Source organism: Streptococcus sp. K0074, assembly GCF_048843365.1.
GTDB classification, from domain to species: Bacteria; Bacillota; Bacilli; order Lactobacillales; family Streptococcaceae; genus Streptococcus; species Streptococcus mitis_BM.
Genome location: NZ_CP184836.1, coordinates 1150393 through 1169179, shown reverse-complemented (window position 1 = coordinate 1169179; position 18787 = coordinate 1150393). Strand labels below are relative to the sequence as shown.

The window sequence follows — 18787 nt, the reverse complement described above, 5'->3', positions numbered from 1 at the left end:
AGGAGTACTAATCTTCAGCGACAAAGCCGTCATTTTCGATAAAGTGGTGTTCTGTCATTCCTTGGTCTGTAAAGACAATTCCATGAAGGACACCACCGTAGACAGCTCCTCCGTCCATTCCAATCTTGCCATCTTCTGTCATCCAAAGCTCAGCTGTACCTCGGTCTTGCTTTAACAAACCATAGACCGGTGTATGACCGAAGACAATGATTTTTCCAGTATGATTTTCTGCTTCGTGGAATGGTTTTCTAAGCCAGACTTTTTTATAATCTGTGGTTTCATGCCAGTCGTCTAAGGTCAAATCAATACCTGCGTGAACAAAGATATACTTATCTGTCTCTACCACAAATGGCATTTGACGAATAAATTCGACCAAATCTGCCGCTTCAGTAGCGACACGCTTGGCATCTTCTACTCCATCAACTGGTGCATCCAAGGGACGACCTAGGATAGAGTTAATGGTTGTATCTCCGCCATTGCGACGATAGTGGTCATAGCTTTCTTCTGGGTCATCGAGCCAAGTCAAAAACATATACTCGTGGTTTCCTGACAAACAGATAGCCCCTTGATTGTCCACCAATTCCTTAACCATTTCAAGGACACGGCGACTATCCTCACCACGGTCAATCAAATCCCCTAGAAAGAGCAACTGGGTCTGACCATCCCATGTTTTGAGAAGGTCTTCCAGCATCCCAGCTTTTCCGTGAACATCTCCAATTACATAATAGTCTGTCATCTTATTTCTCCCTGTTTCTCAACAATTCTCTGGCTTGCGTCAGGGCTGCTTGAGTCACATCATCACCTGCCAACATCTTGGCAACTTCCTCCACTCGCTCTTCAACCGTCAAGAGACGAACAGTCGAAACTGTTGAATGGTCATTACTAATCTTCTCAATAAAGAATTGATAATCCGCAATCGCAATCACTTGTGGTAAATGAGAAATAGCTAGAACCTGCCCATGCTGACCAATTTTATGAATCTTCTGCGCAATAGCCTGAGCTACACGACCTGAAACTCCCGTATCAACCTCATCAAATACAATACTAGTCTTACCTTCTTTACGTGAAAAGGCAGACTTAATGGCTAACATGAGACGAGATAATTCCCCACCAGATGCAACCTTGACCAAGGGTTTAAAGTCTTCGCCAGGGTTGGTTGAAATGTAAAACTCGACCGTTTCATTGCCCTCACGACTGAATTTACCCTTGCTAAAACGAACCTGAAACTGGGCTTTTTCCATATAAAGGTCTTGCAGTTCTTGTTTAATCTCTGCTTCGAGCTGCTGAGCCAAGTCATGACGAGCAGAGGCAAGCTGACCTGCCAAATCAACAAGATTGACTTCCAATTTCTTGAGCTCTGCTTCCATGTCCTCAGACGAAAGGTTATTACCTGTCAAGAGATTGTATTCATCCGTAATCTTAGCAAAGTAAATCAAGACATCGTCTACAGTCCCACCATACTTACGAGTAATGGTATGAAGAAGGTCCAAACGATTCTCAACCTGCATAAGACGATTGCCATCAAAATCAAGGCCCTCAATAATAGCTTCCAAACGTTTGCTAATATCTTCTAAGACATAGTAGGTCTCAGACAGAGAGCTGGAAATTTCACGGTATTCGGTGTCATACTCTTCGACACTTTCCATGTCATTCATGGCCGAACGAACATTGGCCAGACTTGAAAAATCTTCATTGTCCAACATGCTGTAGGCATTGGTCAGTGTATCCGCAATATTTTTATGGTTGAGCAGTTTATCACGCTCTTGATTAAGAGCCAAATCTTCTCCAGGCTGCAAGTTTGCTGCCTCAATCTCTGCCATTTGAAATTCCAACATTTCAATACGAGCCTTGTGTTCCTGTTGGTTTTTCTTGACTTCCAGAACCTGCTTACGCATTTTACGGTAGGCATCAAAACTCGTTTGATAGGTTTCTTTTAAGTCCCAAAAGGTTGTATCACCAAATTCATCCAACATTTGAATATGAAGTTGAGGGCGCATTAACTCTTCTTGGTCATGCTGACCATGAATATCTACCAGATGTTGCCCAATAGCACGCAAAACAGACAGATTGACCATCTGACCATTCACGCGGCTAATACTCCGACCATTTTGCAAGATTTCCCGACGGATGATAATTTCATCCCCCAATTCCAAACCTTGCTCATCAAAAATTTCCTGTAAAAGGCGACTATTCTCAACTGAGAAAAGCCCCTCAATCTCTGCCTTTGGCGCACCATGACGAATAACATCTGTCGTCGCACGAGTCCCCAACATCATATTCATGGCATCAATGATAATCGACTTTCCTGCACCCGTTTCACCAGTCAGGACAGTCATTCCCTTTTCAAAATTGAGGGAAATAGCCTCAATAATGGCAAAGTTTTTTATCGAAATTTCAAGTAACATATAGACCTACCAATTTTTTACTTGTTCAAAGATTTCCTCAGCTAGACTTTCACTTCTGGCAATGACTAAAATCGAACTATCATCAGCTAAACAGCTAAAAATCTTATCCGCAAAAGTCTCGATTAACTGAGCTTTTACAAAAGCTGTGTTTCCTGGAATCACTTGGAGATTGATCATCTTGTCCATCAATTGAGCCGATTCGATATTGTCTTCAGCCAGTTGCAAACTTTTCACGATTGATTTTGGTAATTCATAGACATAGGTGTTATCTCTCAAAGGAATTTTGACAATGCCTAGCTCTTTGATATCCCGTGATACCGTTGCCTGAGTAGCAGTGATTCCTGCTTCTTTCAAATATTCTACAATTTCTTCTTGCGTGCCGATTTGATAATCTGTCACAAATCGTCTAATTTTTTCAAGTCTCTCTTTTTTATTCATTTTTAAATTGACTATGCGCCCTCTCTACTACTTCTTCAATTTCAGCAAGAACCTGATTGCTTGCTGACTCTTCTTTTTTCAAATACGCTAAAAACTCAATATTTCCATGCCCACCTTGGATGGGAGAAAAGTCCAAACCAAGGACTGAAAAGCCTTCCTCTACTGCCATAGCTGTGACAGATTCAAGGACATGTTGATGGACTTTAGCATCGCGAATGATTCCATTTTTTCCAATCTGCTCTCGGCCTGCCTCAAATTGGGGCTTAACCAGAGCCACAACCTGACCTTGATCTGCCAAGACACGGTGCAAGGCCGGCAAAATCAGACTGAGGGAAATGAAACTTACATCAATACTGGCAAAGCTCGGCTCCTGCTCGAAATCAGAATTTTCAGCATAGCGGAAATTAAACTGCTCCATGCTGACAACCCGTGGGTCTTGGCGTAATTTCCAAGCCAACTGATTGGTACCGACATCAACTGCAAAGACTAACTCAGCACCATTCTGCAACATAACATCGGTAAAGCCTCCAGTAGAAGCGCCGATATCAATCGTTGTTGTCCCTTCCACTGACAAATCAAAGACCTGCAAGGCCTTCTCCAGTTTCAAGCCACCACGACTGACATACTTGAGTTTCTCTCCCTTGAGTTTCAGCTCGGTGTCATCTGGAATTTTCTCTCCTGGCTTGTCAAACCGTTCTCCATTCAGGACTGCTACGACTAGACCAGCCATCACACCGCGCTTAGCCTGTTCTCGCGTTTCAAACAAGCCCTGTTTATAAGCTAGTACATCCACTCTTTCCTTAGCCATTGATTCTCAAACTTTCTACTACACATACAATCGACTCTGTTTCAAAGGGAATCTGCTGGGCAATTTCTTCTAATTTGGCATTAGCTTGATCCAAAGTCTGATTACAAAAGGCAATAGCCTCTTCCAAGCCTAACAAGGCTGGATAGGTTGACTTTTCAGCCTGCAAATCCTTTTGTGGTGTCTTGCCGATTTCCTCAAAACTAGCGGTCACATCCAACACATCGTCTCTGACCTGAAAAGCAAGCCCAAGCAATTCACCTACAGTTTTTAGTTTTGCCTGCATCTCAGGTGCCAATTCGGCTATAATAGCAGCTGCTTGGAAGGGATAGGCTAGTAGTTTTCCAGTCTTATTAGCATGAATGGTCTGGAGTTCTTCCAAAGACAAATGCTGGTGTTCGCCTTCCATATCTAAAACTTGCCCTGCAACCATTCCCAGACTACCTGAAGCAAAGGATAAGTTAGCAATCAAGTCCACCTTGATTTGACTTGGTAAATCTGCCTGCGCTATCATGACATAGGGATCTAGGAATAAAGCATCTCCTGCCAAAATTGCCATTGCTTCTCCAAATTTCTTATGATTGGTCAATCGTCCCCGACGGTAATCATCATTATCCATAGCTGGAAGATCATCGTGAATCAAGCTCCCTGTATGAATCATTTCCAAGGCCGCAGCAACCTGTGCGTGAGCCGGTTTAATAGCCACCTGCAAGGCTTCCAGAACTTCTAACAGAAGAAAAGGACGAATACGCTTTCCACCAGCATGAATAGAATAGAGAACAGACTCTCGCAAACTAGAGGCAAACTGCTGGTCTCCATAAAAATCTTCCAAGGCCAACTCGACAAGAGCTAATTTTTCTTGCTTCTTCATTCAAAATCACTTTCTGTTCCGTCTTCTTGCATAACCTTGACCAAGGTCTTTTCAGCCTTGTCCAGCGTCGCTTGGAGCTCTTTTGACAAGACCATACCCTTTTGAAAAGCCGCAATCGCATCTTCCAGAGCAATTTCACCATTTTCCAAACTTTGGACAATTGTCTCCAGTTCTGCTAGATTTTCCTCAAATTTCTTTTGTTTTGACATCTTTAACCTCTAATTCTACTTGACCATCTCGCATCAAAAGCGTCACTTGGTCTTTTTTCTTCAAACTCTCAACCGAATCTACAACGGACTCTTCTTTCTTGACAAGCGCATAACCACGCGCCACGATTCGACTGGTATCCAACATTAACAAGGCTTCCGAAAGTCGCTTCACTTCAGCAACCTTGGCATCATAAATCAGCGCCATTTGGCTACGTAGGAGCTTGTCCAACTGAGCAAGCCGGTCCTGATAGCGTTGGATTTTGGTAATAGGTGATAATTGGACCAGTTGATGCGTCCTTGCTTGTACTAGTTGGTTGCTATCAAAAATCCGTGTTCGCAAACTTTGTTTTAAGCGCAGCTGCAGTTGATCCAAGCGTTGCAAATAGCCATCATACAAACGCTCTGGCTGTCTAAAGATAACAGACTGACTGCATTTTTTCAAAGCTTCTTGTTTCTTCGATAGGACATTTCGGACTGCTGTTGCCATCCGTTTTTCTTGATTTTGCAAATGAGCTAATAAATCCAACTTGGTCACAGGTGTTGCTAGTTCAGCAGCCGCTGTTGGCGTTGCAGCTCGTCGATCTGCCACAAAATCTGCCAAGGTCACATCCGTCTCATGTCCCACACTAGAAATAACTGGTAAACGAGATTCAAAAATGGCTCGTACCACAATTTCTTCGTTAAAGGCCCAGAGATCCTCTATGGAACCTCCACCACGACCAATAATGAGCAAGTCCAAATCGTCCCGTTGATTAGCACGCGCAATATTCCGTGCTATTTCCTCTGCTGCTCCATCTCCTTGAACCTTGGTCGGATAGAGAAGGATATCAACACCTGAAAATCGCCTGCTGACGGTCGTGATAATATCTCGAATAACGGCTCCACTGCGACTGGTCACTACACCAATTCTCTTAGAAAATTGGGGCAGAGCTTGCTTGAAGCGTTCTTGAAACAGGCCTTCTTCTGTCAATTTTTTCTTGAGTTGTTCAAACTGAATCGCAAGCGCCCCAACCCCATCAGGCTCTGCCTTTTCAATGATGATGGAGTAGCTACCACTTGGTTCATAGACTTGCACACGCCCAATCACATTGATCTTCATCCCTTCTTCCAGGTCGAAGCCTAATTTCTGATAAATCCCAGACCAGATAGTCGCTTGAATAACTGCATGGTCATCTTTTAGGGAGAAATATTGGTGAGTAGGTCGTTTACGAAAGTTGGAAACTTGACCAGTTAAATAGACCCGTTCCAAATAAGGGTCTTTATCGAATTTCATTTTCAGATACTTGGTCAAAGTTGTTACCGATAAATACTTTTCCATCTCCACCTACTACTCATTTTCTTGCTCTTTCATGGGTATTATTATACCAAAAATATGCCTAAAAATCTCCATTTATGTACCATGATGAGAGAAAAATAGAAAAAGGAGGCAAGGCCTCCACATCTGATTATTTGCTATTTCGAGCTTCTTCCAAAATCTTTTCTATCTTGGTCGTCAACAGGTCGATAGCAACTGTATTGCTGACTCCCTCAGGAATGACGATATCAGCATAACGTTTGGTTGGCTCGATAAACTGGTGGTACATTGGTTTAACCACACCTAAATACTGGTCAATAACGCTATCAAGGCTACGGCCACGCTCTTCCATATCGCGCTTGATACGACGAATAATGCGCACATCATCATCCGTATCCACAAAAATCTTGATATCCATCAAATCGCGTAGGCGCTTGTCCTCCAAGACCAAAATCCCCTCAACGATAAAGACATCTTGAGGCTCCTGACGATAGGTCTTGCTGCTTCGTGTATGCTCTGTATAGTCATAAGTCGGGATGTCCACCGGACGCCCTGCCAACAATTCCTTAATCTGCTCGATCATCAAGTCTGTATCAAAGGCAAAAGGATGGTCGTAATTGGTTTTGACACGCTCTTCAAAGGTCAAGTGAGACTGATCCTTGTAGTATGAATCATGCTCAATCATGGAAATCTTTTCATCAGGAAAGTGCGATAAAATGGCTCTTGAAACACTGGTCTTACCACCACCAGAACCACCTGTCACTCCGATAATGATTGGTCTATTTTGCATGCTATCCTCCGTTTTTTTATCCGTCGTCTATTCTATCACATTTTTTGCAAAATTTATAGTCTGATTTGGATAGTCTAAGAGAACAATTCCAATCCCAAACCCCAGTTAGATTATCTAAAAACCTTCCTTGGCTTGTAGAGATTGCCTCGTTTTTCTAGAATGGCTAGCAATTTATCATCTTCAAAGGCAGCTAATTCTTGTTCTGTTTGTTCGAGTTCGATAAAACGACCAAAGCGCACTTCTGTAGCCTCTTCTTGAGTTAGGAAAACTTTGACAAGGTCCCCTGTCCCAATCTCTAGAGGATGGAGAAAGTCCAATTGACTAGCCTCCACTTTTTCAGCAATTTCCTCCAAGGTAAGAGCGTCTTCTAGCTGTAAACCAGCTGCACTAGTTCGAGTCAGATGAGACATATGAGCCGCATAGCCCAATTTTTCTCCCAAGTCAACCGATAAGGTACGGATATAAGTTCCTTTACTGCATCTTACACGAAAAGTAAAGCGTGCAAGATGACCCTCATAAGAAATCGGACTTGTTCTATCAAATTGATAAATGATCACCTGACGCTCTGGACGCTCCACTTCTTGGCCAGCACGCGCATACTCATAAAGCTTACGACCATTAACCTTAACAGCTGAATACATAGGTGGAATCTGAGTAATAGGCCCAGTCAGATTGGCTATCGCTTCATCGACAAGATTTTCATCCAAGGGCGACAAAACAGGGGTCTCTGCGACAACTTCACCACTGGCATCCTCAGTCGTTGTTGAATAACCTAGAGTGATTTCCCCCTCATAGACCTTGCCCTCGTCCTGCATAAACTCAACCATGCGTGTCGCCTTGCCAACCGCAATGGGCAAAACACCCACCACATCCGGATCCAAGGTCCCACCATGACCAATCTTCTTAGTTCCCAAAATCTTACGCAGTTTAAAAACCGCATCATGCGAGGTCATCCCCGCTTCTTTTTTTAAGTTGATAATACCGTTCATATCTTGCTTTCTGATTTCCTGATACCTTCTAATTTTTTTCCCTACGACTTTTTAGCTTTTGTTTCTTAAAATCATAAAAGTGAATTTTTGCTTCCTGCATTAGTTTCTTAAACAATTTTGTTTTACTGCACATTATAATACTGTGAAGTTCCCCATCAATCTCTATAATTAATTGTCCATTTTTTATTTTTCTTTTCTCTTTTTGTAATTTTAACTCTACAGATTTAAAGAAACTTTCTAATAAAGATTGATTTTCGATATAAAATTGATAATAAATCTTTAGTAAATTAAGGTGAAAATCCATAAGAGTTGTTGTAAAAGCAATATTTGCTATATCTCCATACATATGCCTAATTTCATCACGAATTTTTGTGAAAGCTTCCTTTGATGACTTACTGAAATTAAACTTTTCACCTTCTTTTAGTATATAATCTAAATTAAAGCTATACCTATTTTGATTGAAATATAGAGGAATGTGCCCATGCAATGCGAAATTTCTTAAAGTCATAATTAATATATACGAAAGCTCTGAATCATATATTTTGTTTATCATTTTTTCTAACTTTTGTGAATACTTTTTATCAAAGTTGATTAACAAATCAACTAAAGTCTTAGATGAACTCATTAAATTTATAAGTAAAGAATTAATAATAATGAATTCATCACCATTCAAACCATTTTGTTTCCTTATGTTATCGTTAGTACCCAACTCAAAGTGATAAAATATTTGACAAAAATTAAAGATATAGACATGATAAAATTGATTGATTGTATGTAACTCATCTGATGTACTTAGAAAATTAACAATTAACTTTTCATTTTCTTTTGATAGATGAACTATGTCATTCAAATTGAGATCAGGCATAGGTATTAAACTTTTATTATTCATTATATAATTCCCCATTCATATTGTTGAACTAGTGCCACCATACATTACAAATGAAACTACTCCACCTTCAATGCTTCAAACTTTGCTTTCATAGTTGGATTTTTACGGGTCAATTTTTTAACAGAAACATCTTCTAATTTGTTGTTAGCTAGACGGAGTTGGTTTTCAGAAGTTGTCAGGAATTTCTTAACCTCTTCCATCCGTTTTATGGCCTTGTCAATTTCATCGATAGCTTTGCCAAAGTTAGTCGAAGCTGAATTATAGTTCTTGGCAAAGGCTAGCTTAAAGGCATCCAAGTCTTCCTCAAAATGAGTGATGTCAATATTTTGTTCGCGAACCAAGGCCAACTCCTGCTTATATTTTAGAGAATTAAGCGCCGCATTACGCAAAAGCCCAATCAACTGAATAAAGAACTGAGGACGGACCACATACATCTTTTCATACTCGTGGCTGACGTCAACAATCCCTGTGTTAAAGTAGTCATTATCGGCCTCAAGCATGGTCACCAAAACGGCATACTCACAGTTCTTCTCCCGACGGTCCTTGTCCAATTCCTTGTAAAAATCTGCATTCTTATGCTTCTTCTCTGTTCCATCTGCTTCATTTTTCATCTCAAACATGATGGAAATGATTTCGACTCCATTTTCATCACATTCACGGAAGATAAAGTCCCCCTTAGACCCACGCGCAGAGACCTTGTTATCCTTCTCAAAGTAGGCATTTGGAAAGGCAAAACTACGGACCTTGTTAAACTCACTCTCTGCATACTGTTCCAGACTTTCCCCGATGGCTTTTGTAGATTGTTGGGCTTTGAAATTCTTATAAAATTCGACTTGTTCACTAGCTGCCTTGAGTTGAGCTTCGTAGTTTTGCTTAACTGAAGCAAGAGAAAGCTCGTTTTCTTTTTCTTGTAAAAGAAGCTGGTTTTTAACCTGATCCCGTTCTTTTTCTAGGTCAGAAAGGGTCTTTTGCAGTTGATTTTCATGTTCCAAACGCAAGGTGGTCAATTGGTTTTCCAAGGCCTGCACCTCCTTGTCCTTAGCCAATAAGGCCTGATTGCTTGTCTGTTCAACCTCTTTCTTGGCCAGTTCTTTCTCTGTATCAAAGTTTTGGATTTGACTCTGCAATTGCGCAATTTCTTGGTCTTTTTGAGCTAGTTTAGACTGTTGTTCATTCATGGCCTTTTGCTCAGCCAAGGCCAGTTCCTGCTTCATCCGATCGTGCAATTCCTTGTCAAACTCTGCTGTTCTCACTTGGGACAAAAGTTCAGCATACTGACTTTCATTTACTGTAAAAACTTCCCCACAGTTGGGGCATTTGATTTCGTTCATATCGTTCCTCTTTCTAGACTTCTGTAACCATTATATCATGCCTGCAGAAAAATCAAAAACAGCGAGTCGAAACCCGCTGTTTAACTTCTCTTTCTTTAAATTTTTTCCAAGGCCAAGCGCAAGTCTTCAATCAAATCATCTACATTTTCAAGTCCGATTGACAAACGAATTTGGTTTGGTGTGACACCTGCAGCTTCAAGGTCTTTTTCTGACAATTGACCATGGGTGGTTGTTGCTGGATGGACAACAAGCGATTTAGCATCTGCCACATTGGCAAGGTCAGAGAAGATTTCTAAATGATCAATTACCTTGCGTGCTTCTGCCTCCCCACCTTTAACATGGAAGGTAAAGATGGAACCCACACCTTTTGGTAAATATTTCTCAGCCAAAGCATGATAAGGACTATCTGCCAATTTTGGATAGTTAACTTTTTCTACCTTAGGATGGTTGACAAGGAAATCAACAATTTTCTCTGCATTTTGCACATGACGTTCGACACGAAGAGAAAGGGTTTCCAGTCCTTGAAGTAACAAGAATGCGTTAAATGGTGACAAGGCTGCGCCTGTATCACGAAGCAACTGGACACGAACAGCGATAATAAAGGCTGCTGCACCCACATCACGAGTATAGCTCAAATTGTGGTAACTTGGGTCTTCCTCAACAAATTGAGGGAATTTCCCTGAAGCCGCCCAGTCAAAACGACCGCTATCGACAATCACTCCACCAATAGTCGTACCATGCCCACCGATAAACTTAGTCGCAGAGTGAATGGCAATATCTACACCGTGAGAAAAGACATTAATCAAATAAGGTGTAGCAAAGGTATTATCCGAAACTAGTGGAATCTGGTGTCTATGCGCAATCTCAGCCAATTTTTCCAGGTCAGGAATGTTAATCAAGGGGTTGCCCAAGGTTTCAATCAGAACAAGCTTGGTATTGTCATTAATAGCTGCTTCCACTTCCTCCAAATTATCAACATCAACAAAGGTTGTTGTGATACCATAACGAGGAAGGGTTTCTTTCAAGAGATTGAAGGTTCCACCGTAAATAGTTGATGCTGCCACTACATGGTCACCTGCATGGGCAAGCGCCAAAATCGTATAAGTCACTGCAGCCATACCTGATGCGGTTGCAAGAGCTCCGACACCACCTTCAAGAGCAGCAATTCTTTCTTCAAAGGCAGCTGTTGTAGGGTTGGTGATACGAGTATAAATGTTCCCTGGTTTTCTCAAAGCAAACAAATCGGCACCTTCCTGCGTGTCATCAAAAACAAAGGATGTTGTTTGATAAATCGGCACTGCACGAGACTTGGTAGCTGGATCCACAACTTGACCAGCATGCAATCGTAAGGTTTCAAATTTAAAATCACGAGTCATAAGGCGACCTCCATATAGTTTCATTAAGGATATTGTAGCACCTTAAGGTATAGTTTACAAATATCAGTTTTCTATATTTTGATATAAGAAATAGCTATTACCTTATTTTAAAAATGAAAAAAGCACGACTCAATCGTGCTCATTTTCTTAATCTACATAAGTATCTTCATTTTTATTGAGGAAGGCATATGGAAGACCCATCAAGAGGCCTCCTCCGATAAAGTTTCCGATGAAAGTTACACCCCAGTGGCGAAGCATGTTTCCAACACCGAAGTTAGCAATTGAATCAGCAGCAACACTGAATTTTACAATCGCGAAAGAAGCAAAGTTCGCCGCAATGTGCTCGTTTGTTAAAAATACAAACATGTAAATTGCTGACAACACAAGCCAAAGTTTGGCACCACCATCTTTGACCAAAACAAATGAAAGAATCGCAATATTTACGAAAATATTTGCCAAAATCGCCTCAAGCAAGATTAATTCATTTGAGCGGCCTAACTTCATCTCAACAACCCCTGAAATGAAACTATCGTGAGTCAGATGTGCATAAGCTGCTGAGTGGGCAAAGCCCCAACCTGCTATCAAGGCTCCGATAAGGTTAAACAAGGTACAGTAAAGTAAAATCTCAGCTGTTTTTCTCCAAGAGATTTTTTTCAAGAAACTACCAGCAGTCAAGAACATCATGTTTGATGTTACCAACTCGGCATTTAAGAAAACAATGTAGGCCAATCCCCAAGCAAAGACAAAGGGGAAGAGGAAACGTCCACTACCTGGTGCAATTTTATTAATCAAGTCAGCCCCAACTGCACCAGCAGCTGTACTGAAGGTTAAAAATGCACCTGCGAACATAGAACGAATCGCATACTTAAATTTGCTTTGAGTATAAAGACTTTCCTTCTTCTTGCAAGCAAATTCAATCTTTGAGATAAATTCTGAAGAAACCATAATAAACTCCTAAAACTTTTATTTGTGATAATTATATCACAAACTTTAGAATTAAGGAAACGTTTTCTGTATTTCATAAAAGTTTATTCTTATGAAAAGCTTAAAAAATCAGTGAAATCCAGGATTTCACTGATTTGTATTAATAAAATTGTCTATATGGTTGATTGAAAGCTGTTAGGATTTCATCAGATGTTTGTGAATAATCTTTTGTTTCTTTCAAATCGCCTTTTACAATAATACGTTCTGTAGCAGCAAGGTCTTCGCAGGTTACTAATGTAATCTCATTTACCCCATCTCTATCATCAACTTCATCAACACGATCCGGTGTAACACGTTTGACTTCACGTATCTCATAAGTATAAACTTTATTTTTATCGGTTAGATAAATCTTCATACCATTTTTAGCGTTATCCAAAGGAGAAAATAACATTTTATTAGCATTATTGACACCAAAAATATGATGACTAGCTAGACTATAATTTCCTTTCCCCATCACTTGATCGCGTTTCATCGTACCAGCACCATAGAAGAGATTGACATTATCAAGCCCTTTAAAAATTGGCAGATTCATTTCTAATTCAGGGACTGCAATTCCGCCGATAACTGGTAATTTTTGAGCATCCCATTGAGAAGCTAGAACCGCTTCAGAAGAGATAGCTTTGACAGAATCAAAATCAAAATTTCCTTCTGTATCCTGATTTTCTTCTATTTTTTCTTTTGATACCTGACTAACTTGGTACTTATTGGTATTCCAAACTATGAAAATATCACGAATTTTAGCATTAAAAATCAAAGCAATTGATAGTAGTATCAGAAATCCTGCTAGGATATTTGTCAGCAGATTTTTTCGTTTGTTTTTCTTCTTATTATTTTTTTGAGACATTATGCTTCACCTTCTGTTTCGTTTTCTGTCCCAACTTCTTCTTTTTCTGCCGCTGCAACCGTTGTAAAGGTCACAATTTTAGCATCTTGATCCAGACGCATTACTTTAACTCCCATAGTTGAGCGTCCTGTTTGTGAAATATTGGCAACATTGGTTCGAATCATGACACCAGTATCAGTGATAATCATCAAGTCTTCATCACCTTTCACAGTCAAGAGACCTGATAGAGGACCATTTTTCTCAGCCACATTAGCCGTCTTCATTCCTTTACCACCACGACCTTTTGTTGGATATTCAGTCGCGACTGTACGCTTACCATATCCTTTTTCAGTAATGATAAGAACCTCATCTTGATCAGTAATTACGCTAGCACCAACTACTGTGTCTCCCTCACGGAGATTCACACCTTTCACACCTGTGGCGATACGACTCATGCCACGAACGGCTGATTGATTAAAGCGAACTGCATAACCAAACTTGGTACCAATAATAATATCCGTATCTTCTTCCGTCAACAAGACATTAATTAGCTCATCTTCATCCTTTAGATTCAGTGCTTTGAGACCATTTTGACGAATGTTAGCAAATTCCTTGACGCTGGTTCTCTTCACAATACCATGACGGGTTGTGAAGAAGAGGTAAGCATCATCACTGCGTTCAGACTCAACATTGATAATCGTCTGAATACTTTCACCTTCATCCAATTTCAAGAGATTAACTACTGGTAGACCTTTGGCCGTCCGACCATACTCAGGAATTTCATAACCTTTCAGGCGATAGACACGTCCTTTATTTGTAAAGAAGAGCAGGTGATCATGGGTGCTAGTTGACACTAACTCACGAACAAAATCGTCATCCTTAACGCCTGTCCCTTGAACACCGCGGCCACCACGTTTTTGAGCAGTAAATTCAGCTTGGTCCAAACGTTTGATGTATCCCTTATTAGAAAGCGTAATTAAAACATCCGATTCTTCAATCAAATCCTCATCTTCAAGACTCAATACTTCACCGACCATCAACTCTGTACGACGTTGGTCGCCAAACTTACGCTTAACTTCATCCAATTCTTCTTTGATGATTTGAGAAACACGTTCTGGTTTAGCAAGAATATCTGCTAAATCCGCAATCAGAGCCAAGAGGTCATCATACTCTGACTGAATCTTATCGCGTTCCAAACCTGTCAAACGACGAAGACGCATATCTAAAATAGCCTGACTTTGACGTTCAGAAAGCTTAAACTTACTCATCAACTCAGCTTGTGCTTCTGCGTCTGTTTCACTAGCACGGATGATACGAATCACTTCGTCGATATGGTCTAGCGCAATCAAGAGACCTTCTAAGATATGCGCACGCGCTTCCGCTTTTTCCTTATCAAAACGAGTACGCCGAACGACCACTTCTTTTTGGTGCTCGATATAAGCATCCAAAATCTGACGAAGGGACAAAATCTTCGGTACACCATTTTGGATAGCAAGCATATTGAAACCAAAGTTGGTTTGCATCTGGGTCATCTTAAAGAGGTTATTTAGGATAACATTGGCTGAAGCATCGCGCTTAACTTCGATAACAAATCGCACACCTTCGCGGTTTGACTCATCACGAACTGCAGTAATACCCTCAATCCGTTTTTCCTGAACCAAACGAACAATATGCTCATGCACCTTTGTTTTATTAACCATATAAGGAAATTCTGTTACAACAATACGCTCACGGCCAGTCTTAGTTTCTTCAATTTCAGTACGAGAACGAAGGACAATAGAACCCTTACCTGTTTCATAAGCCTTATGAATACCTGATTTCCCCATAACAAGAGCACCAGTTGGAAAATCTGGCCCAGGTAAGACTTCCATCAAGTCCTTAGTGGTCACTTCAGGATTGTCCATGACCAACTTCACTGCATCAATGGTTTCACCCAAGTTATGAGGGGGAATATTGGTCGCCATCCCAACGGCAATACCAGTTGCTCCATTGACCAAAAGGTTTGGAAAACGAGCTGGCAAGACCAAGGGTTCGCGTTCATTGGCGTCATAGTTATCGACGAAATCAACCGTATTCTTATTGATATCACGAAGCATTTCTAAAGCAATCTTGCTCATACGTGCCTCAGTATAACGCTGGGCGGCAGCACCATCTCCATCCATGGAACCAAAGTTTCCATGCCCATCTACAAGCATGTAACGGTAGCTCCACCATTGAGCCATGCGGACCATTGCTTCATAGATAGAGGAATCCCCGTGTGGGTGGTATTTACCCATGACGTCCCCTGTAATACGAGCAGATTTTTTATGGGGTTTGTCTGGAGTAACACCCAATTCATTCATTCCATAGAGAATCCGACGGTGAACAGGTTTCAAGCCATCTCGAACATCAGGAAGAGCCCGCGCTACGATAACACTCATGGCGTAATCGATAAAGCTCGTCTTCATCTCCTTTGTCAGATTGACATTCACTAAATTTCTATCCTGCATTAATAAATGCCTCATTTCACTATTAGTAATTAATAATATTATACCATAATGTCCGCCATATTTCAGGTATCCAAATTAGCTAAAACGTTTACATCAAGAACTCCAAGGCATATTCGTGACAAAGCTTTTTAAAAGTGATAGAATTAAAATAACTGGGGAAATCCCTGAATAAAATTAAGGAGATGTTTAGAACAATGACTTCAACTAAACAACACAAAAAAGTTATCCTTGTCGGAGATGGTGCTGTAGGTTCATCTTACGCTTTTGCACTTGTTAACCAAGGAATTGCACAAGAGCTTGGAATTATCGAAATTCCACAATTGCATGAAAAAGCTGTTGGTGACGCGCTTGACCTTAGTCACGCCCTTGCCTTCACTTCACCTAAAAAAATCTATGCAGCTCAATACTCTGACTGTGCAGACGCTGACCTTGTTGTAATCACTGCAGGTGCTCCTCAAAAACCAGGTGAAACTCGTCTTGACCTTGTAGGTAAAAACCTTGCTATCAACAAATCAATCGTAACTCAAGTTGTTGAATCAGGCTTCAAAGGTATCTTCCTTGTTGCTGCTAACCCAGTTGACGTTTTGACTTACTCAACTTGGAAATTCTCTGGTTTCCCTAAAGAACGCGTTATCGGTTCAGGTACTTCACTTGACTCAGCTCGTTTCCGTCAAGCACTTGCTGAAAAATTGGATGTTGATGCTCGTTCAGTTCACGCCTACATCATGGGTGAACACGGTGACTCTGAGTTCGCTGTTTGGTCACATGCTAACATCGCTGGTGTAAACCTTGAAGAATTCCTTAAAGACACTCAAAATGTTCAAGAAGCTGAATTGATTGAATTGTTCGAAGGTGTTCGTGATGCAGCCTACACAATCATCAACAAAAAAGGTGCAACATACTACGGTATCGCAGTAGCCCTTGCTCGTATCACTAAAGCAATCCTTGACGATGAAAACGCAGTACTTCCACTTTCAGTATTCCAAGAAGGTCAATACGGAGTTAAGAATGTCTTTATCGGTCAACCAGCTGTTGTTGGTGCACATGGTATCGTTCGTCCAGTAAACATTCCATTGAACGACGCAGAAACCCAAAAAATGCAAGCATCTGCTAAAGAATTGCAAGCTATCATTGACGAAGCATGGAAAAACCCAGAATTCCAAGCAGCTTCAAAAAACTAATTTAACTATAGACAACTCCTTGAATCATCAGGGAGTTGTTTTTTATCTATATTATAGTAAATTGAAATAAGATAGAACAAATTAATTTCTAGAAATATTTTAGCAGCCACGGCGTACTATTCTAGTTGTAATCCACTATAAGAACTAAACATTTTATGAAATTTTCGTTCAAAAAACAATATCCCTTTAAAAGCTATCATGTCATGTCTTGGGCATGAAGACAAAAAGACTACCAATCAGATTTATACTCACATCACAAAAAGTATGGAACAAGCAACGATTTACTCTTTAGCTACAGTTGCATTAAATCAAAAGTAAAAACTTTGCTCATATACAAAAAAAGCCCATCATACAGGCTATACAGCTTGATACGATAGGCTATTTTTCTATTAATTAACGTACTGTACGGATACGCATTGTGTTTGTACGAACAGCTTCTCCAACTGGTACACCAGCAACAATAACGATATCGTCACCAGATTCTACTAGACCTGCTTCAACTGCTTTACGTTCAGCAATTTCGAACATATCGTCAGTTGAAGATGGAGCATCTGTCAACATTGGGATAACACCCCAGTTCAACATCAATCCACGTTCTGTCAATTCGTCGAATGTCAATGCCAAGATGTCAGCATTTGGACGGTATTTAGAGATCAAACGTGCAGTGTGACCTGTCTTAGTAAGAGTTACAACCAATTTAATGTCCATTGAGTTAGTAGCATCTTTAACAGCTGAAGCCATTACTTCTGTCTTAGAGTTACGTTCGAATGAATCTGAGTTCAAACGTCCGTATTCGTTAAGAAGAGTTTGAGCGTTCTTATCGATTGTAGCCATTGTAGTTACTGACTCAAGTGGGTATTTACCGTTTGCAGACTCACCTGAAAGCATTGTAGCGTCAGTTCCGTCGATAACAGCGTTAAATACGTCTGATACTTCTGAACGAGTTGCACGTGGTTTTTCAGTCATTGTTTCAAGCATGTTTGTTGCAGTGATAACAACTTTACCTGCAGCATTGACTTTAGTGATGATCATTTTTTGGTAAACTGGAACCATTTCGAATGGTACTTCGATACCCATGTCACCACGAGCGATCATGATACCATCAGCAGCTTCGATGATTTCATCCAAGTTATCGATACCTTGTTGGTTTTCGATTTTAGCGAACAATTGAACATGTCCGTTTCCAGTTTCTTCACAGATTGCACGAACTTCGTTCACGTCTTTTGCAGTACGTACGAATGAAATAGCGATGAAGTTGATACCTTGTTCAAGACCGAAACGGATATCGTCGTTATCACGTTCAGCAAGAGCTGGGAAAGGAATTTTAGTGTTAGGAATGTTCACACCTTTTTGTTTAGCGATGATACCATCGTTTTCAACTTCAACTTCAAATTCACGAGTTGCATCATCTTTAGCAACCACACGAAGACCAAGTTTACCATCGTCAACCAAAACTTGACGACCAACTTCAACATCATCATAGATATCAAGAGCACCAGCAACGTTCAATGCAATCACTTCACGAGTTGATTTGATTCCTTGTTTAGTTGCAACACGGATTTTCTCACCAGTTTTGTATGAATACTCTTTAGCTTCACCTTCGAACAATTCTGTACGGATTTCTGGTCCTTTTGTATCAAGAAGGAAACCAACTTTTTTACCTGCAAGTTTTTCAGCAAGTTTAACAGTTGCCATACGCTCACCTTGTTCTTGGTGGTCACCGTGTGAGAAGTTGAAACGGAATGTGTTAGCACCAGCTTCAATCAATTTAGCAATGTTTTTAGCTGAAGCTTCAACATCAAGTTTTTCACCCCAGTATCCGTCCTCACCGAATTTTTTACCACCACGGATTTCTACCGCAGGACCCAAAGTTGCAACGATTTTTACACGTTTGTTCATGATTTTTGTGACTC

17 protein-coding genes are annotated in these 18787 nt (G+C 40.6%); 1 reads left to right on the top strand and 16 read right to left on the bottom strand.

Annotated elements, in window-relative coordinates; translation table 11 throughout:
- Positions 1 to 7: 7 nt before the first annotated feature.
- The 15 genes from ACN076_RS05645 to gyrA all read right to left on the bottom strand — a co-directional run bounded on the left by ACN076_RS05645 (position 8) and on the right by gyrA (position 15693).
- Positions 8 to 736, bottom strand: coding sequence for a metallophosphoesterase family protein (locus ACN076_RS05645; RefSeq protein ID WP_420789577.1), 729 nt, complete (start codon positions 734 to 736; stop codon positions 8 to 10).
- Between the two features lies 1 nt (position 737).
- Positions 738 to 2405, bottom strand: coding sequence for a DNA repair protein RecN (gene recN / locus ACN076_RS05640; RefSeq protein ID WP_420789576.1), 1668 nt, complete (start codon positions 2403 to 2405; stop codon positions 738 to 740).
- Between the two features lie 6 nt (positions 2406 to 2411).
- Positions 2412 to 2843, bottom strand: coding sequence for an arginine repressor (locus ACN076_RS05635; RefSeq protein WP_261074773.1), 432 nt, complete (start codon positions 2841 to 2843; stop codon positions 2412 to 2414).
- Entirely contained in the window at positions 2836 to 3651 is an 816-nt protein-coding gene (locus ACN076_RS05630; protein WP_261074774.1) for a TlyA family RNA methyltransferase, read from the bottom strand. The genes ACN076_RS05635 and ACN076_RS05630 overlap by 8 nt, the downstream gene beginning before the upstream one ends.
- Positions 3644 to 4519, bottom strand: a complete 876-nt coding sequence (locus ACN076_RS05625) for a polyprenyl synthetase family protein (protein WP_420789575.1) — start codon at positions 4517 to 4519, stop codon at positions 3644 to 3646. Before ACN076_RS05625 ends, ACN076_RS05630 begins: the two co-directional genes overlap by 8 nt.
- Positions 4516 to 4728, bottom strand: a complete 213-nt coding sequence (locus tag ACN076_RS05620; RefSeq protein ID WP_000043226.1) for an exodeoxyribonuclease VII small subunit — start codon at positions 4726 to 4728, stop codon at positions 4516 to 4518. Before ACN076_RS05620 ends, ACN076_RS05625 begins: the two co-directional genes overlap by 4 nt.
- Positions 4706 to 6046, bottom strand: a complete 1341-nt coding sequence (gene xseA, locus ACN076_RS05615) for an exodeoxyribonuclease VII large subunit (protein ID WP_420789574.1) — start codon at positions 6044 to 6046, stop codon at positions 4706 to 4708. The genes ACN076_RS05620 and xseA overlap by 23 nt, the downstream gene beginning before the upstream one ends.
- 127 nt (positions 6047 to 6173) lie before the next feature.
- Positions 6174 to 6812, bottom strand: a complete 639-nt coding sequence (gene udk, locus ACN076_RS05610) for a uridine kinase (RefSeq protein WP_001181377.1) — start codon at positions 6810 to 6812, stop codon at positions 6174 to 6176.
- A gap of 110 nt (positions 6813 to 6922) precedes the next feature.
- Positions 6923 to 7801, bottom strand: a complete 879-nt coding sequence (gene truB, locus ACN076_RS05605; RefSeq protein WP_285300804.1) for a tRNA pseudouridine(55) synthase TruB — start codon at positions 7799 to 7801, stop codon at positions 6923 to 6925.
- 28 nt (positions 7802 to 7829) lie between these two features.
- A complete protein-coding gene (locus tag ACN076_RS05600) occupies positions 7830 to 8690 on the bottom strand; it encodes a hypothetical protein (RefSeq protein WP_285300805.1) in 861 nt (286 codons plus the stop codon).
- A 56-nt stretch (positions 8691 to 8746) separates the two neighbouring features.
- Positions 8747 to 10021, bottom strand: a complete 1275-nt coding sequence (locus ACN076_RS05595; protein ID WP_420789573.1) for a DUF2130 domain-containing protein — start codon at positions 10019 to 10021, stop codon at positions 8747 to 8749.
- A gap of 95 nt (positions 10022 to 10116) precedes the next feature.
- Positions 10117 to 11397 (bottom strand): O-acetylhomoserine aminocarboxypropyltransferase/cysteine synthase family protein, encoded by a 1281-nt coding sequence (locus tag ACN076_RS05590; protein WP_420789572.1) that lies wholly within the window; start codon positions 11395 to 11397, stop codon positions 10117 to 10119.
- Between the two features lie 147 nt (positions 11398 to 11544).
- A complete protein-coding gene (locus tag ACN076_RS05585; protein WP_261043455.1) occupies positions 11545 to 12342 on the bottom strand; it encodes a formate/nitrite transporter family protein in 798 nt (265 codons plus the stop codon).
- A 139-nt stretch (positions 12343 to 12481) separates the two neighbouring features.
- A complete protein-coding gene (gene srtA, locus ACN076_RS05580) occupies positions 12482 to 13225 on the bottom strand; it encodes a sortase SrtA (protein ID WP_261043453.1) in 744 nt (247 codons plus the stop codon).
- Positions 13225 to 15693: a DNA gyrase subunit A gene (gene gyrA, locus ACN076_RS05575; protein WP_077805045.1), complete on the bottom strand. Its 2469-nt coding sequence runs from the start codon at positions 15691 to 15693 to the stop codon at positions 13225 to 13227. The genes srtA and gyrA overlap by 1 nt, the downstream gene beginning before the upstream one ends.
- 194 nt (positions 15694 to 15887) lie before the next feature.
- Here gyrA and ACN076_RS05570 point away from each other — a divergent pair, with 194 nt between their 5' ends.
- Positions 15888 to 16874, top strand: a complete 987-nt coding sequence (locus tag ACN076_RS05570; protein ID WP_000204728.1) for an L-lactate dehydrogenase — start codon at positions 15888 to 15890, stop codon at positions 16872 to 16874.
- Positions 16875 to 17267: 393 nt separating this feature from the next.
- Here the strand turns inward: ACN076_RS05570 and pyk are convergent, their stop codons facing one another.
- Positions 17268 to 18773 (bottom strand): pyruvate kinase, encoded by a 1506-nt coding sequence (gene pyk / locus ACN076_RS05565; RefSeq protein ID WP_001042818.1) that lies wholly within the window; start codon positions 18771 to 18773, stop codon positions 17268 to 17270.
- Positions 18774 to 18787: the final 14 nt, after the last annotated feature.

Excerpts from the sequence above, each read along its gene's own strand:
- ACN076_RS05595 (WP_420789573.1), bottom strand. The coding sequence starts at position 10,021 with ATGAACGAAATCAAATGCCCCAACTGTGGGGAAGTTTTTACAGTAAAT.
- pyk (WP_001042818.1), bottom strand. The coding sequence starts at position 18,773 with ATGAACAAACGTGTAAAAATCGTTGCAACTTTGGGTCCTGCGGTAGAA.
- ACN076_RS05620 (WP_000043226.1), bottom strand. The coding sequence starts at position 4,728 with ATGTCAAAACAAAAGAAATTTGAGGAAAATCTAGCAGAACTGGAGACA.
- ACN076_RS05590 (WP_420789572.1), bottom strand. The coding sequence starts at position 11,397 with ATGACTCGTGATTTTAAATTTGAAACCTTACGATTGCATGCTGGTCAA.
- ACN076_RS05645 (WP_420789577.1), bottom strand. The coding sequence starts at position 736 with ATGACAGACTATTATGTAATTGGAGATGTTCACGGAAAAGCTGGGATG.
- gyrA (WP_077805045.1), bottom strand. The coding sequence starts at position 15,693 with ATGCAGGATAGAAATTTAGTGAATGTCAATCTGACAAAGGAGATGAAG.
- ACN076_RS05625 (WP_420789575.1), bottom strand. The coding sequence starts at position 4,519 with ATGAAGAAGCAAGAAAAATTAGCTCTTGTCGAGTTGGCCTTGGAAGAT.
- ACN076_RS05585 (WP_261043455.1), bottom strand. The coding sequence starts at position 12,342 with ATGGTTTCTTCAGAATTTATCTCAAAGATTGAATTTGCTTGCAAGAAG.
- recN (WP_420789576.1), bottom strand. The coding sequence starts at position 2,405 with ATGTTACTTGAAATTTCGATAAAAAACTTTGCCATTATTGAGGCTATT.
- ACN076_RS05630 (WP_261074774.1), bottom strand. The coding sequence starts at position 3,651 with ATGGCTAAGGAAAGAGTGGATGTACTAGCTTATAAACAGGGCTTGTTT.
- ACN076_RS05570 (WP_000204728.1), top strand. The coding sequence starts at position 15,888 with ATGACTTCAACTAAACAACACAAAAAAGTTATCCTTGTCGGAGATGGT.
- ACN076_RS05635 (WP_261074773.1), bottom strand. The coding sequence starts at position 2,843 with ATGAATAAAAAAGAGAGACTTGAAAAAATTAGACGATTTGTGACAGAT.
- xseA (WP_420789574.1), bottom strand. The coding sequence starts at position 6,046 with ATGGAAAAGTATTTATCGGTAACAACTTTGACCAAGTATCTGAAAATG.
- srtA (WP_261043453.1), bottom strand. The coding sequence starts at position 13,225 with ATGTCTCAAAAAAATAATAAGAAGAAAAACAAACGAAAAAATCTGCTG.
- truB (WP_285300804.1), bottom strand. The coding sequence starts at position 7,801 with ATGAACGGTATTATCAACTTAAAAAAAGAAGCGGGGATGACCTCGCAT.
- ACN076_RS05600 (WP_285300805.1), bottom strand. The coding sequence starts at position 8,690 with ATGAATAATAAAAGTTTAATACCTATGCCTGATCTCAATTTGAATGAC.
- udk (WP_001181377.1), bottom strand. The coding sequence starts at position 6,812 with ATGCAAAATAGACCAATCATTATCGGAGTGACAGGTGGTTCTGGTGGT.